Raw genomic sequence first — 14769 nt, 5'->3', positions numbered from 1 at the left:
AAAGTTTGACTTTTTCTTAGCAAATACGGTACAATGGAGAAAATAAAGAAAAGAAGTGAGAATCATGTTACCAGCTTATATGAAAATCCACGATCAGATCAAGAAGGATATAGATGAGCATCATTGGAAAATCGGAGAGAGACTTCCAAGTGAGCGAGATTTAGCTGAACAGTTTCAAGTTAGCCGGATGACATTACGCCAGGCTATCTCTCTCTTAGTTGAGGAAGGAGTTTTGGAGCGTCGTGTAGGAAGTGGGACCTTTGTCTCTAGCACTCGTGTCCAAGAAAAAATGCGGGGAACGACTAGTTTTACGGAGATAGTCAAATCTCAAGGGAAAGTCCCTTCTAGCCAGCTCATTTCTTACAGAAGAACCATTCCAAATGAGCAAGAGGTCGCAAAGCTAGGGATTACTCCGACAGAGAATATTATCCGCATGGAACGGGTGCGTTATGCTGACCAAGTACCGCTAGTCTATGAAGTCGCATCCATTCCTGAAAAATTTATTAAGGATTTCAAAAAAGAAGAAATCACCAGCCACTTCTTTCAGACCTTGCAAGAACATGGTTACCAAATTGGAAAATCCCAACAGATCATTTATGCGAGATTGGCTAAGGAAAAAATTGCCCATTACTTAGAAGTTGAGAAAGGGCATGCGATTCTGGCTTTGACTCAGGTTTCCTATCTCGATGATGGGACGGCTTTTGAATATGTTAAGAGTCAGTATGTGGGTGAACGTTTTGAATTTTATCTTGAAAACAACTAGTCTTAACAGACTAGTTTTTAGTTTCTAAGAAGATTAGAATTGTCAAAACAATTTGCCTAGGCTTGATTTTATTGCTTATTTACTATAAAATGAGAAGGAAAAACGTCAAACTTTTATATTGCAAATAGGAGAAAAAATGACAAAAACATTAAAACGTCCTGAGGTTTTATCACCTGCAGGGACTTTAGAGAAACTGAAAGTAGCTGTTCAATATGGTGCGGACGCAGTCTTCATCGGTGGACAGGCCTATGGTCTTCGTAGCCGTGCTGGGAATTTTACCTTTGAACAGATGGAAGAAGGCGTTCAGTTCGCTGCAAAGTACGGTGCCAAGGTCTATGTGGCTGCTAACATGGTCATGCATGAAGGAAATGAAGCAGGCGCTGGAGAATGGTTCCGTAAGTTGCGTGATATCGGGATTGCGGCAGTTATCGTGTCAGATCCAGCCTTGATTATGATTGCAGCAACAGAAGCACCAGGTCTTGAAATTCACCTTTCAACTCAAGCAAGTGCAACCAACTATGAAACTCTAGAGTTCTGGAAAGAACTTGGTCTAACTCGTGTGGTTTTGGCCCGTGAAGTTTCAATGGAAGAATTGGCAGAGATTCGCAAACGTACAGATGTCGAGATTGAAGCATTTGTCCATGGGGCCATGTGTATTTCTTACTCAGGTCGTTGTACGCTTTCAAACCACATGAGTATGCGTGATGCTAACCGTGGTGGTTGTTCTCAATCTTGCCGTTGGAAATACGACCTCTACGACATGCCATTCGGCCAAGAACGTAAGAGCCTTAAAGGTGAAATCCCAGAAGAATTTTCGATGTCTGCCGTAGATATGTCTATGATTGACCATATCCCAGATATGATTGAAAATGGTGTAGACAGTCTTAAGATCGAAGGTCGTATGAAGTCTATTCACTATGTTTCAACAGTAACAAACTGCTACAAGGCGGCTGTGGATGCTTATCTCGAAAGTCCTGAAAAGTTTGAGGCCATCAAACAGGACTTGGTGGACGAGATGTGGAAGGTTGCCCAGCGTGAATTGGCAACTGGATTCTACTATGGTACACCGTCTGAGAATGAGCAGTTATTTGGCGCACGTCGTAAAATTCCTGAATACAAGTTTGTCGCTGAAGTGGTTGCTTATGATGATGCGACTCAAACGGCAACCATTCGTCAACGAAATGTCATCAACGAAGGCGATCAAGTTGAGTTTTATGGACCAGGTTTCCGTCATTTTGATACTTATATCGAAGATCTTCATGATGCCAAGGGCAATAAAATCGACCGTGCTCCAAATCCAATGGAACTCTTGACAATCAAGGTCCCACAACCTGTACAAGCAGGTGACATGGTTCGTGCTCTGAAAGAAGGGCTCATCAACCTCTATAAGGAAGACGGGACAAGTGTTACAGTTCGTGCCTAGATAAGGAAAAGGGAATGATTCAAGCTCAAGGTTTATTGGTAGATGATGAAAGCAGGTGTGTTCATTATCATAGTGAAAAGGATATTGTTTCACTCCAGTGTTATGAATGCAAGAAATACTATGCATGCTATCAGTGCCACAATGCTATGGAAACGCATTTGTTTTCGCCCTATCCCTTGGTGCTTTCTGAGGATCGACCGATCTTATGTGGGGTTTGTAAGAGGACAATGACTTTCCAAGATTACCAAAAACAGATGGCTTGTCCTTACTGCAGTGCACCATTTAATCCAGGTTGTAAACAACACTATTCCTACTATTTTAAATAAAATGAATCGATCCAAGTTCTTAACTTGGATTTTTCGGTTTGTTTCAGAAAATATAGTAAAATCAAGAAAAACTCGCAATCTAAAATGGAAAAACTTTCTATAGAATAGTGTAAAAATAGCAAAAATAGAAATAAATCAGCTGAAACGCTTCCAACGTAAGTAAAAAGTTGACAAAAACAAATTTTAGGACTAAACTAAGTAAGTAAATTTTAAATAAAAGGAGAATTCATCATGAATTTAACATTTTTCGGTCTTTGTCTTGCCTGTATGGGTGTATCCCTTGCAGAAGGTATGTTGATGAACGGTTTGTTCAAATCAGCAGCTCGCCAACCAGACATCATCCCACAATTACGTAGCTTAATGATCATGGGGATTGCCTTTATTGAAGGAACGTTCTTGGTTACCCTCGTCTTTTCATTCGTCATCAAATAGACAAATGGAACGAGAAGAAAAGGGAGGATTCTAGATGGAAGAAAGTATCAATCCAACCATCAATATTGGTCCTGTTACCTTTGATTTAACCATGTTAGCCATGACCTTGTTGATTGTGGGAGTTGTTTTTGGCTTTATCTATTGGGCAAGTCGCAATATGACTTTGAAACCCAAAGGAAAGCAAAATGTACTTGAGTATTTCTATGACTTCGTTATTGGATTTACAGAACCTAACATTGGTAAAAGCTACATGAAAGACTACTCGCTCTTTTTCCTTTGTCTATTTCTATTTATGGTACTGGCAAATAACCTCGGTTTGATGGCGAAACTTCAAACTACAGATGGGACAAACCTTTGGACATCGCCAACTGCAAATCTCCAGTTTGACTTGGCCTTGTCATTTGGAATTATCCTGATGACCCATATTGAAGGGATTCGTCGCCGTGGGATTAAAAAATATCTAAAAGCCTATATCACACCTGGCTTTATGACTCCCATGAATATCTTAGAAGAGTTTACCAACTTTTTATCACTTGCCTTGCGGGTGTTCGGAAATATCTTTGCTGGAGAAGTGATGGCTAGTTTGCTAATCACTCTATCTCATCAAGCTCTATATTGGTATCCAGTTGCTTTTGGTGCTAACTTGGCTTGGACAGCCTTTTCTGTCTTTATTTCCTGCATCCAAGCCTATGTGTTTACCATGTTGTCTTCTATGTACTTAGGAAATAAGATAAATGATGGAGAAGAGTAGAAAGGAGTAACAGATGCACGTAACAGTAGGTGAATTAATTGGTAACTTTATTTTAATCGCTGGCTCTTTTATCCTTTTGATTGTCTTAGTTAAGAAATATGCGTGGTCAAACTTGACAAGTGTCTTCGAAGAAAGGGCAAATAAAATTGCTGCTGATATTGATGGAGCTGAACAAGCTCGTCAAAAAGCAGAAACTCTTGCCCAAAAACGTGAAGATGAATTGGCTGGTAGTCGCAACGAAGCCAAAACAATCATTGAAAATGCTAAAGAGACTGCAGAGAAGAGTAAAGCAGATATTCTGGCAGATGCTAAAGTAGAAGCGGGTCGCTTAAAAGAGAAGGCGAATCAAGAAATTGCTCAGAATAAAGCAGAAGCTTTGCAAAGTGTTAAGGGCGAGGTGGCAGATTTGACGATTAGTCTTGCTGTTAAAATCATCTCAAAAAACCTTGACAGTCATGCTCATAAGGAACTCATTGATCAGTATATCGATCAGCTAGGAGAAGCCTAATGGACAAGAAAACAGCAAAGGTCATTGAAAAGTACAGCATGCCTTTTGTCCAATTAGTGATTGAAAAAGGAGAAGAGGACCGGATTTTTGCAGACTTGGATCAAATCAAACAAGTCGCAGAAGAAACGGGCTTACCTTCTTTTTTAGCTCAGGTGGCAGTTGATGAGTCTGATAAGGAAAAAACAGTTGGTTTTTTTCAAGACTCTGTCTCACCTTTAATGCAAAACTTTATTCAGGTTCTGATTTACAATCACAGAGCAAATCTTTTTTATGATATCATTGTTGATTGTTTGAATCGTCTTGAAATAGAAACCAATCATTTTGTAGTCACGATTTCCTCAGCTCATCCTTTAACGGACGAGCAGAAGGAACGTTTGCTTCCCTTGATAGAGAAAAAAATGTCTCTGAAAGTACGGAGTATCAAAGAACAAATTGATGAAGGACTCATTGGTGGTTTTGTTATTTTTGCTAATCACAAGACAATTGATGTGAGTATAAAACAACAACTTCGAGTTGTTAAAGAAAATTTGAAATAGAAAGTGGTGTTCTTTTGGCAATTAACGCACAAGAAATCAGCGCTTTAATTAAGCAACAAATTGAAAATTTCAAACCCAATTTTGATGTGTCTGAAACAGGTGTTGTAACCTATATCGGGGATGGAATTGCGCGTGCTCACGGTCTTGAAAATGCCATGAGTGGAGAGCTGTTGATCTTTGAAAACGGCTCTTATGGGATGGCGCAAAACTTGGAGTCTACAGACGTTGGGATTATCATCCTTGGAGACTTTACAGATATTCGTGAAGGTGATACCATTCGCCGTACAGGTAAAATCATGGAAGTTCCTGTGGGGGATAGCCTGATCGGACGTGTTGTCGACCCACTTGGTCGTCCAGTTGATGGTCTTGGTGACATCCATACTGACAAGACTCGTCCAGTAGAAGCGCCAGCTCCTGGCGTTATGCAACGTAAGTCTGTATCAGAACCATTGCAAACAGGTTTGAAAGCTATTGACGCCCTTGTTCCGATTGGTCGTGGTCAACGTGAGTTGATTATCGGTGACCGTCAGACAGGGAAAACAACTATTGCAATTGATACAATCTTGAACCAAAAAGGTCAAGATATGATTTGTATCTACGTAGCGATTGGACAAAAAGAATCAACAGTCCGTACACAAGTAGAAACACTTCGTCAGTACGGTGCCTTGGACTACACAATCGTTGTGACAGCCTCTGCTTCACAACCATCTCCATTGCTCTTCCTAGCTCCTTATGCCGGAGTTGCTATGGCGGAAGAATTTATGTACCAAGGCAAGCATGTTTTGATTGTTTACGATGATCTTTCAAAACAAGCGGTCGCTTATCGTGAGCTTTCCCTCTTGCTTCGTCGTCCACCAGGTCGTGAAGCCTTCCCAGGGGATGTTTTCTACCTTCACAGTCGTTTGCTTGAGCGCTCAGCTAAAGTTTCTGATGAGCTTGGTGGTGGATCTATTACAGCCCTACCATTTATCGAGACACAAGCAGGAGATATCTCTGCCTATATCGCAACCAACGTGATTTCTATCACTGACGGACAAATCTTCCTTGGTGATGGTCTCTTCAATGCGGGTATTCGTCCAGCCATAGATGCGGGTTCGTCTGTATCCCGTGTAGGTGGTTCGGCACAAATCAAAGCCATGAAGAAAGTAGCTGGTACACTTCGTATCGACCTTGCTTCATACCGTGAGTTGGAAGCCTTCACTAAGTTTGGTTCTGACTTGGATGCAGCAACACAGGCTAAGTTAAACCGTGGACGTCGTACTGTGGAAGTATTGAAACAACCTGTTCACAAACCACTACCTGTTGAGAAACAAGTAACCATTCTCTATGCTTTGACACATGGTTTCTTGGATACGATTCCAGTAGATGACATTGTTCGTTTTGAGGAAGAGTTCCATACTTTCTTTGATGCTCATTATCCAGAGATTTTGGAAACCATTCGTGAAACAAAAGACTTGCCAGAAGAAGCAGTCTTGGATGCTGCGATTACAGAGTTTCTCAATCAATCCAGCTTCCAATAAGAATAGAGGTTTCAGATGGCAGTATCTCTAAATGATATTAAAACAAAAATCGCCTCAACCAAAAATACGAGTCAAATCACTAATGCCATGCAAATGGTATCGGCTGCCAAGTTAGGTCGCTCTGAAGAAGCAGCGCGCAACTTCCAAGTTTACGCTCAGAAAGTTCGTAAGCTTTTGACGGATATTCTGCATGGTAACGGATCTGGTGGTTCAACCAATCCGATGCTCATCAGTCGCCCAGTTAAGAAAACGGGCTATATCGTTATCACTTCAGACCGTGGCTTGGTTGGAGGTTATAATGCTTCCATCCTTAAAGCCGTTATGGAGTTGAAAGAAGAATACCATCCAGATGGTACAGGTTTTGAGATAATCTGTATCGGTGGTATGGGAGCTGATTTCTTTAAGGCTCGAGGTATTCAGCCAATCTATGAACTACGTGGCTTGGCAGATCAACCTAGTTTTGATGAAGTTCGTAAAATTATTTCAAAAACGATTGAGATGTACCAAAACGAACTTTTTGATGAATTGTATGTCTGCTACAACCATCATGTCAATACTCTCACAAGTCAAATGCGTGTGGAACAAATGCTTCCGATTGTTGACTTGGATCCAAATGAAGCGGATGAAGAGTATAGCTTGACTTTTGAGTTGGAAACGAGCCGTGATGAGATTCTAGAGCAATTGTTGCCACAGTATGCTGAAAGTATGATTTACGGGGCTATTATCGATGCCAAGACAGCTGAAAATGCTGCAGGTATGACAGCTATGCAGACAGCGACTGATAATGCTAAGAAAGTCATCAATGATTTGACAATCCAGTATAACCGTGCCAGACAGGCGGCGATTACACAAGAAATTACAGAAATCGTAGCGGGGGCTAGTGCCTTAGAATAAGGCTTTGCCTCCCCCGTATCAAAATGAACTTAGGACCTAGGTAAACTAGGAACCGACAGTATCTTATATAGAATAGGAGAAGGAGATGAGTTCAGGTAAAATTGCTCAGGTTATTGGACCCGTTGTCGACGTCTTGTTTGCAGCAGGGGAAACACTTCCTGAGATTAATAATGCACTTGTCGTCTACAAAAATGACGAAAGAAAAACAAAAATCGTCCTTGAAGTAGCCTTGGAGTTGGGTGATGGTATGGTTCGTACGATCGCCATGGAATCAACAGATGGTTTGACTCGTGGAATGGAAGTTTTGGACACAGGCCGTCCAATCTCTGTACCAGTGGGTAAAGAAACTTTGGGACGTGTCTTCAATGTTTTGGGAGATACCATCGACTTGGATGCTCCTTTCGCTGAAGACGCTGAGCGTCAGCCAATTCATAAGAAAGCTCCAACTTTTGATGAATTGTCTACCTCATCTGAAATCTTGGAAACAGGGATCAAGGTTATCGACCTTCTTGCCCCTTACCTAAAAGGTGGGAAAGTTGGACTCTTCGGTGGTGCTGGAGTTGGTAAAACTGTCTTGATTCAAGAATTGATTCACAACATTGCTCAAGAACACGGTGGTATTTCAGTATTTACTGGTGTTGGGGAACGTACCCGTGAGGGGAACGACCTCTACTGGGAAATGAAAGAATCAGGCGTTATCGAGAAAACAGCCATGGTATTTGGTCAGATGAATGAGCCACCAGGAGCTCGTATGCGTGTTGCTCTTACTGGTTTGACAATTGCCGAATACTTCCGTGATGTAGAAGGCCAAGATGTGCTTCTCTTTATCGACAATATCTTCCGTTTCACTCAAGCTGGTTCAGAAGTATCTGCCCTTTTGGGTCGTATGCCTTCAGCCGTTGGTTACCAACCAACCCTTGCTACGGAAATGGGTCAATTGCAAGAGCGTATTACATCAACTAAGAAGGGTTCTGTAACCTCTATCCAGGCTATTTATGTGCCAGCAGATGACTATACTGACCCTGCGCCGGCAACAGCCTTCGCTCACTTGGATTCAACGACAAACTTGGAACGTAAGTTGGTACAGTTGGGTATCTACCCAGCCGTTGATCCGTTGGCTTCAAGCTCTCGTGCCTTAGCGCCTGAGATTGTTGGTGAGGAGCACTATGCAGTTGCTGCTGAGGTTAAACGTGTCCTTCAACGTTACCATGAATTGCAAGATATCATTGCTATCCTTGGTATGGATGAACTTTCTGATGAAGAAAAGACCTTGGTTGCACGTGCCCGTCGTATCCAGTTCTTCTTGTCTCAAAACTTTAACGTTGCCGAACAATTTACTGGTCAACCTGGTTCTTATGTGCCAGTAGCGGAAACAGTTCGTGGCTTTAAGGAAATCCTTGAAGGAAAACATGACCAGCTACCAGAAGATGCCTTCCGTGGTGTCGGTTCAATTGAAGACGTCATTGCTAAGGCAGAAAAAATGGGATTTTAAGAGGTGATCTATGGCTCATTTAACTGTCCAGATCGTGACACCAGATGGCCTCGTCTATGATCACCATGCCAGCTTTGTATCGGTACGAACTCTGGATGGTGAGATGGGGATCTTGCCACGACATGAAAATATGATTGCGGTTTTAGCGGTTGATGAAGTGAAGGTAAAACGTATCGATGATGATACTCATGTAAACTGGATTGCAGTGAACGGAGGAATTATCGAGATTGCTAATGATATCATTACCATTGTAGCAGACTCAGCAGAGCGTGCTCGTGATATCGATATCAGTCGTGCAGAACGCGCGAAACTTCGAGCTGAACGAGAAATCGAAGAAGCTCATGACAAGCATTTGATTGACCAAGAACGTCGCGCAAAAATCGCATTGCAACGTGCTATCAACCGTATCAATGTCGGAAATAGACTATAAAAAAATGAACTTGAAACTCAAGTTCATTTTTTTTTAATGTGGGAAGTTGATGCAGACTGCTTCAGGGACATGGAAGTCGTTAGAAAGCTCTGCAAGACGACCACTTTTAGGATTACGCTTAAAGACGGTTGCGTTATCAGAATCTTGATGAACAGCAATGAGAAACTCTTGATCAGGAGTTAGGTCGAAATCACGTGGATTTTTACCATGGCTTGGTACAATCTCTAATAATTCCAAGCTACCATCAGCGAGGATTGTATAGACTGCAATGGAATCATGACCTCGGTTGGATGCATAGAGGTATTTGCCATCTTTTGAAAGACGAATAGCAGCAGTAGCATTAAAGCCTTCGTATCCATCTGGTAAGGTTGAAATAACTTGCATGCGTTCAAATTCACCAACCCCATCATAAATCAAGACCTCTATCGTGCTATTAAGTTCGCAGATGAGATAGGCAATCTTATAGTGGTGGTGGAAAACGATGTGGCGTGCACCTGCTCCAGTTTGGCTGTGATAAGTGTAGAGTTTATTTAGTTTTCCTTCTGGACTAACATCATAGGTTGTTACCTCATCTGTTCCTAGATCACAGGTGACGAGATACTGGTCGGGTGTTAGATCCGTAAAGTGTACATGTGGGGAAGATTGGTTTTCATGAGGACCTTGTCCACTATGCTGATCTAGATCCGTTTGGATGAGGCTACCATCCGTTTGACGTTTATAAACGAGAACTTGACCCTTATGATAGTTGGCCCCATAAACGAGACCACGCTTTTCATCCACTGCCACATAACAATGGGGAGCGCCTTCTTCAACCACATGATTTAGCAAAGCGCCATCTGTCTTGTAAGCAGCGATTCCACCTAAGCCATCCTGGCTCCCTACAGTGTATAAGTGTTGCTGTTGGTCAAAGGCAAGGTAGGTCGGACTGGGTTCAGCAGCAAAAAGTTCAAGGTTTGCAAGCTGGCCTGTTTCTATATCAAAATCTGCCTTGTAAATCCCTTTAGATAAGCGACGAGTGTAAGTTCCAAAATAAACAGTTTCTTTCATGTCCATACCTCTTAATAATGATAAGTTCATTATACCACAAAATAACTGCCATGATGCATCAGTCTTATTTATGTAAGCACTTTAAAAAAGAGTTATTTTAGATTAAAAATGGTATAATGAGAGAATGACAGAAAGGATGTATTTATGGAACATAAAGAGAAACATTTTAGCCTATCTTGGTTCTTCAAGTGGTTTTTAGATAACAAAGCTATCACTGTATTTTTAGTAACCTTGTTACTGGGGTTAAACATTTTCATTCTAAGTAAGATTAGTTTTATTTTTTTACCCGTTTTAGACTTTTTAGGGGTTGTCATGTTGCCAGTTATTTTATCTGGTTTACTTTATTACCTCCTCAATCCGATTGTGGACTGGATGGAGAAGCACAAGATCAATCGTGTTCTTGCCATTAGTATTGTTTTTGTTATTATTGGACTCTTTATCATTTGGGGGCTGGCAGTCGCAATTCCTAATCTGCAACGTCAAGTCTTAAATTTTGCGAAGAATGTGCCGACATACCTGGAAGATGCTGATAAGGTGATCAATGACCTTGTAACCAAACGCTTGCCAGATGATTTTAGACCACAGTTGGAGCAGGTTCTTTCCAATGTTTCTAGTGAGGCGACTATGTGGGCCAGCAAAATCTCTTCTCAAGCTGTTAACTGGGTTAGCGCCTTTATCAGTAGCGTTTCCCAGGTCATTGTAGCGGTTATTATCGTACCCTTCATGCTCTTTTATCTTTTGAGAGATGGGAAAGGCTTGCGGGATTACCTAACTAAATTTATCCCAACCAAGTTAAAAGAACCTGTGGGTGAAATCCTATCAGATGTCAATAAACAGCTGTCAAACTATGTTAGAGGACAAGTTACAGTAGCTATTATTGTAGCTATCATGTTTATTATTTTCTTTAAGATTATCGGTTTACGCTACGCTGTCACTCTAGGTGTAACGGCTGGTATTCTAAATCTAGTCCCTTATCTAGGTAGTTTTCTAGCGATGTTGCCTGCTTTGGTTTTGGGTTTGATTGCAGGACCTGTGATGCTTTTGAAAGTGATTATTGTCTTTATTGTTGAACAAACGATTGAAGGTCGCTTCGTTTCTCCGCTTATTTTAGGTAGTCAGCTAAACATCCATCCGATCAATGTCCTCTTTGTTCTCCTAACTTCAGGTTCTATGTTTGGTATTTGGGGAGTCTTGCTGGGAATTCCCGTCTATGCTTCTGCCAAGGTTGTTATCTCAGCTATCTTTAACTGGTATAAAAAAGTCAGCGGTCTGTATGAAGAAGAAGGGGAGGAAATCAAGAGTGAACAATAGTCAACGCATGCTCCAGGCTTTGGATGAACAGGATTTAACCAAGGCGGATCAGTATTTTCACAAAGCCCTCGAAACAGATTCAAGTGAAGTTCTTTACGAACTAGCAAGCTATCTAGAGGGAATTGGCTTTTATCCTCAAGCAAAAGAAATTTACCAAGATATCGTTACAGATTTCCCAGAAGTGAATCTGAATTTAGCAAGCATTGCTAGTGAGGATGGCAATGTTGAGGAAGCCTTTGCTTACCTTGAGGAAATCACACCCGAAAGTGACTGGTACGTATCGGCCTTGGCCTTGAAGGCAGACCTCTATCAATTGGAAGGATTGACAGATGTAGCGCGTGAAAAGTTACTGGAAGCCCTAAACTACTCAGACGATGCCTTATTAGTTTTTGGTTTGGCTGAGTTGGATAGCGAGTTAGGGAATTATCAGGAAGCTATTCAGGGCTATGCTCAATTAGACAATCGCTCCATCTATGAGCAAACGGGTGTCTCAACCTATCAACGAATTGGTTATGCTTATGCCCAGTTAGGTAAGTTTGAAGCTGCAACTGAATTCTTAGAGAAAGCTTTAGAATTAGAATACGATGACCAAACTGCCTTTGAACTGGCTAGTCTTTACTTTGACCAAGAAGAGTATCAAAAATCTGTTCTTTACTTTAAGCAGATTGATACCATTTCACCTGATTTTGAAGGATATGAGTATGGCTACAGTCAAGCATTGCATAAGGAACATCAGGTGGAAGAGGCACTTCGTATCGTTAAACAAGGTTTGGAGAAAAATCCATTTGAAACTCGGCTCTTACTAGCTGCTTCTCAGTTTTCGTATGAATTACATGATCCTAGTAGTGCGGAGCAGTTTCTCCTTACTGCTAAAGAAGATGCAGAGGATACAGAAGAAATATTCCTTCGCCTTGCAACCATTTATATGGAACAAGAACGGTTTGAGGACATTATCGCTCTCCAAAGTCAAGAACCTGAAAATCTCTTGACCAAGTGGATGATTGCCCGTTCTTATCAGAAAATTGAGGATTTAGATAAGGCCTATGAGCTCTATCAACAACTATCGTCTGACCTCAAGGATAATCCTGAGTTTCTTGAGCAGTATACTTATCTCCTGCGTGAATTGGGATATTTTGAAGAAGCCAAGGTACAGGCTGAAGCTTATTTAAAAATCGTTCCAGATGATGTTCAGATGCAAGAACTCATAGAGACACTTTAAGGATTTCTAATTTTTTTAAAATCTTATTAACAGAAACGAATGACCTTGAATGAATGATTTAAAAGACCTCAGAGGTCTTTTCTTTTTTACTAATATAATATAAATGTTAGAATTTCTTATAGCCAATTTAGATGAAGTTTTGAACAATGAAAGCCTGCTAACTCCTATTAAATAAGAGTTTAAAGGTATGATTTGAACATCGAACTACTATGAAATACTTGACAAATTTATATAAGAATATATAATAATAAATAGGGGAATCTATCCCCAAAAATAAAGGAGGCAAATGTTGTGAAAGAGATTAATAAAAAACTTTCTCATGCATTCATGGCGCTATTGTTAGTAGCTTCAGTATTTATCCCAGTACTAAGAACTAGCAATGTGGTTAAAGCTGCTGAACTACCATCTAGTAGCTATACGCTAACGACAGTACCGACAATTAACAATAATAAGTTAGTTGATGGTGCAGAGTATGGTGAAGGGAAATTTTACCTTCAAACCACTTACAAATTCGACAACTCAACAACGTTGAAGAATGGTGACTTTATGGTTTATAAAGTTCCAAATGAATTCAAAATTGAATCAGATTCAACTACTGAAATCTTTGGTAACGATGGAGTCACTAAAGTTGCTGAGTTAACGACAAATAAGTCTGCAAATACAGCGACTGTAACGGTAAGTAACGAAGATTATTTTGCTAACTTACCTGAAGAGAAACAAATTTCGGCCTTATTTACTGTTGTATGGGCTGATAATGTTGAACTCAATAAGTCGTATCCAATCGACATTCCTGGAGCAGGAGTATACAATTTGACTCGTATTGTTCCAGATGAGGATCCAACAGGATTTACTAAATGGGGAGTTCAAGATACGAACGATCCAAATTATATTAATTGGTATATTCGCGTAAACAAATATGCTAATCCTTATGAAGGTGTTTCGATTCAAGATACAATCCCTGAAGGGCAAGTATTAGCTAGTGAGATTACAGGTTACTACTTTACTGAATGGGGTAAGGATGAGCCTCATCCACTTTTGAATCCAAGTCACATTGTTGTTCAAGATTCTAATCGCTTCACTATTACTCCAAATGGTAATGGTGATCTAACCAACCAAGGTTTGTATGTAGTTTATAAGACTCGTATCACAGCTCCAGTTGATAATACAACAAAGAAAGCTTTCAATAACGTTAAAATTACGACTTCGACTGAAAACTTTGATGTAGAAGGTTTTGCACCATTAACCACAACTGAAGGTATTAGTTCTGGTTCACGTTCTACAGAAGTTTCATTTGAGGTTTCTAAGCAGTTAAAAGGAAAAGACCTAGCTGCTGAAGAATTTAGCTTCCAACTACTTGATCCAAACGGATCAGCTGTTGAAACTGTTAAGAACGATAAAGATGGCAAAGTGAAATTTAAAGCCGTTAAATTCTCTACAGTGGGTACTTATAAGTATCAGATTAAAGAAGTTAATGATCAAAAACCAGGTTTTGCTTACGATGATAAGACTATTAACGCAGAAGTTACTGTAACAGATGTTTATGGTGAGAAGTTTGCAAGTGTTAAATATGACAATAAAGTTTTTGTAAATTCGTATTCTGTTAAATCTGCAACAACTTCAATTACTGCTAAAAAAGTCCTAAATGGTAAACCTCTTGAGGCAGATAAATATGAATTTGAATTGAAAGAAGGCGACAAACTTGTAGCAACAGCTAAGAATGCTGCAGACGGAACAGTTGCTTTCCCAGCAATTGAATATACTGCTGCAGGAACTCACACATACACGATCACTGAAAAAAGTGGTAATGAAACTGGTGTAACTTATGATAAAAATGCTTATACAGTAACAGTAAAAGTTGCAGACAATGGTCAAGGTCAATTTGTAGCAACAGTTACAGGTAATAATCCAACCTTCACAAATACTTATGCTGCTGAGACTCCAGGATCTTCTGATAACAAACCTAAACAACCAGAAGGAACTAAAGAACTACCAAATACTGGTACATCTGAAATGACTATGCTGTTTACTGTTGTAGGAGTAGTACTTGCATTTGGTTCCATTCTCTTATTCCGTTTCAAAAAAGTTAAATAATCTAGTTGAAAAATCTTGATGCCTTT

General features: G+C 40.3%; 15 protein-coding genes. 14 read left to right on the top strand and 1 reads right to left on the bottom strand.

What is annotated here, in order from left to right:
• Positions 1-64 precede the first annotated feature (64 nt).
• The 11 genes from HMPREF2991_RS00885 (at position 65) to HMPREF2991_RS00840 (ending at position 9075) form a co-directional block, all read left to right on the top strand.
• Positions 65-763, top strand: a complete 699-nt coding sequence (locus HMPREF2991_RS00885) for a GntR family transcriptional regulator (RefSeq protein WP_070568712.1) — start codon at positions 65-67, stop codon at positions 761-763.
• 136 nt (positions 764-899) lie between these two features.
• Positions 900-2186: a peptidase U32 family protein gene (locus tag HMPREF2991_RS00880; protein ID WP_070568709.1), complete on the top strand. Its 1287-nt coding sequence runs from the start codon at positions 900-902 to the stop codon at positions 2184-2186.
• A 14-nt stretch (positions 2187-2200) separates the two neighbouring features.
• Entirely contained in the window at positions 2201-2512 is a 312-nt protein-coding gene (locus HMPREF2991_RS10535; RefSeq protein ID WP_076984503.1) for a CHY zinc finger protein, read from the top strand.
• 231 nt (positions 2513-2743) lie between these two features.
• Complete coding sequence (locus tag HMPREF2991_RS00875) at positions 2744-2944, top strand: F0F1 ATP synthase subunit C (RefSeq protein WP_001054556.1); 201 nt, start codon at positions 2744-2746, stop codon at positions 2942-2944.
• Positions 2945-2978: 34 nt separating this feature from the next.
• Positions 2979-3695: a F0F1 ATP synthase subunit A gene (atpB, locus tag HMPREF2991_RS00870; RefSeq protein ID WP_000392869.1), complete on the top strand. Its 717-nt coding sequence runs from the start codon at positions 2979-2981 to the stop codon at positions 3693-3695.
• Positions 3696-3708: 13 nt separating this feature from the next.
• Positions 3709-4203, top strand: coding sequence for a F0F1 ATP synthase subunit B (atpF, locus tag HMPREF2991_RS00865; RefSeq protein WP_061421090.1), 495 nt, complete (start codon positions 3709-3711; stop codon positions 4201-4203).
• Positions 4203-4739, top strand: coding sequence for a F0F1 ATP synthase subunit delta (locus tag HMPREF2991_RS00860; RefSeq protein WP_070568704.1), 537 nt, complete (start codon positions 4203-4205; stop codon positions 4737-4739). Before atpF ends, HMPREF2991_RS00860 begins: the two co-directional genes overlap by 1 nt.
• Positions 4740-4753: 14 nt before the next feature.
• Positions 4754-6259 carry a F0F1 ATP synthase subunit alpha gene (gene atpA, locus HMPREF2991_RS00855; protein WP_000996617.1) on the top strand — a complete coding sequence of 502 codons (1506 nt, stop codon included), beginning with the start codon at positions 4754-4756 and terminating at the stop codon, positions 6257-6259.
• A 15-nt stretch (positions 6260-6274) separates the two neighbouring features.
• Positions 6275-7153: a F0F1 ATP synthase subunit gamma gene (locus HMPREF2991_RS00850; RefSeq protein WP_000301232.1), complete on the top strand. Its 879-nt coding sequence runs from the start codon at positions 6275-6277 to the stop codon at positions 7151-7153.
• Between the two features lie 85 nt (positions 7154-7238).
• Positions 7239-8645, top strand: coding sequence for a F0F1 ATP synthase subunit beta (atpD, locus tag HMPREF2991_RS00845; protein WP_000094372.1), 1407 nt, complete (start codon positions 7239-7241; stop codon positions 8643-8645).
• A 10-nt stretch (positions 8646-8655) separates the two neighbouring features.
• Positions 8656-9075, top strand: coding sequence for a F0F1 ATP synthase subunit epsilon (locus HMPREF2991_RS00840; protein ID WP_000940836.1), 420 nt, complete (start codon positions 8656-8658; stop codon positions 9073-9075).
• Positions 9076-9108: 33 nt separating this feature from the next.
• Here HMPREF2991_RS00840 and HMPREF2991_RS00835 read toward each other — a convergent pair whose 3' ends face one another.
• Positions 9109-10122, bottom strand: coding sequence for a lactonase family protein (locus HMPREF2991_RS00835; protein WP_070568701.1), 1014 nt, complete (start codon positions 10120-10122; stop codon positions 9109-9111).
• Positions 10123-10266: 144 nt separating this feature from the next.
• Here HMPREF2991_RS00835 and HMPREF2991_RS00830 point away from each other — a divergent pair, with 144 nt between their 5' ends.
• The 3 genes from HMPREF2991_RS00830 to HMPREF2991_RS00820 all read left to right on the top strand — a co-directional run bounded on the left by HMPREF2991_RS00830 (position 10267) and on the right by HMPREF2991_RS00820 (position 14743).
• Positions 10267-11433 carry an AI-2E family transporter gene (locus HMPREF2991_RS00830; RefSeq protein ID WP_070568698.1) on the top strand — a complete coding sequence of 389 codons (1167 nt, stop codon included), beginning with the start codon at positions 10267-10269 and terminating at the stop codon, positions 11431-11433.
• A complete protein-coding gene (locus HMPREF2991_RS00825; protein ID WP_070568695.1) occupies positions 11423-12652 on the top strand; it encodes a tetratricopeptide repeat protein in 1230 nt (409 codons plus the stop codon). The genes HMPREF2991_RS00830 and HMPREF2991_RS00825 overlap by 11 nt, the downstream gene beginning before the upstream one ends.
• Before the next feature lie 291 nt (positions 12653-12943).
• Complete coding sequence (locus tag HMPREF2991_RS00820; protein WP_070568692.1) at positions 12944-14743, top strand: Spy0128 family protein; 1800 nt, start codon at positions 12944-12946, stop codon at positions 14741-14743.
• Positions 14744-14769 lie beyond the last annotated feature (26 nt).

Origin of the sequence: Streptococcus sp. HMSC072D07 (assembly GCF_001814835.1) — a bacterium.
Classification (GTDB): Bacteria; Bacillota; Bacilli; order Lactobacillales; family Streptococcaceae; genus Streptococcus.
Note: the sequence above shows the minus strand (reverse complement) of the source record. Positions and strands in the feature narration are given on the sequence as shown.

Bases quoted from the DNA above. Each gene is read 5' to 3' on its own strand.
- HMPREF2991_RS00885 (WP_070568712.1), top strand. From the start codon at position 65: ATGTTACCAGCTTATATGAAAATCCACGATCAGATCAAGAAGGATATA.
- HMPREF2991_RS00880 (WP_070568709.1), top strand. From the start codon at position 900: ATGACAAAAACATTAAAACGTCCTGAGGTTTTATCACCTGCAGGGACT.
- HMPREF2991_RS10535 (WP_076984503.1), top strand. From the start codon at position 2,201: ATGATTCAAGCTCAAGGTTTATTGGTAGATGATGAAAGCAGGTGTGTT.
- HMPREF2991_RS00875 (WP_001054556.1), top strand. From the start codon at position 2,744: ATGAATTTAACATTTTTCGGTCTTTGTCTTGCCTGTATGGGTGTATCC.
- atpB (WP_000392869.1), top strand. From the start codon at position 2,979: ATGGAAGAAAGTATCAATCCAACCATCAATATTGGTCCTGTTACCTTT.
- atpF (WP_061421090.1), top strand. From the start codon at position 3,709: ATGCACGTAACAGTAGGTGAATTAATTGGTAACTTTATTTTAATCGCT.
- HMPREF2991_RS00860 (WP_070568704.1), top strand. From the start codon at position 4,203: ATGGACAAGAAAACAGCAAAGGTCATTGAAAAGTACAGCATGCCTTTT.
- HMPREF2991_RS00850 (WP_000301232.1), top strand. From the start codon at position 6,275: ATGGCAGTATCTCTAAATGATATTAAAACAAAAATCGCCTCAACCAAA.
- atpD (WP_000094372.1), top strand. From the start codon at position 7,239: ATGAGTTCAGGTAAAATTGCTCAGGTTATTGGACCCGTTGTCGACGTC.
- HMPREF2991_RS00840 (WP_000940836.1), top strand. From the start codon at position 8,656: ATGGCTCATTTAACTGTCCAGATCGTGACACCAGATGGCCTCGTCTAT.
- HMPREF2991_RS00835 (WP_070568701.1), bottom strand. From the start codon at position 10,122: ATGAAAGAAACTGTTTATTTTGGAACTTACACTCGTCGCTTATCTAAA.
- HMPREF2991_RS00830 (WP_070568698.1), top strand. From the start codon at position 10,267: ATGGAACATAAAGAGAAACATTTTAGCCTATCTTGGTTCTTCAAGTGG.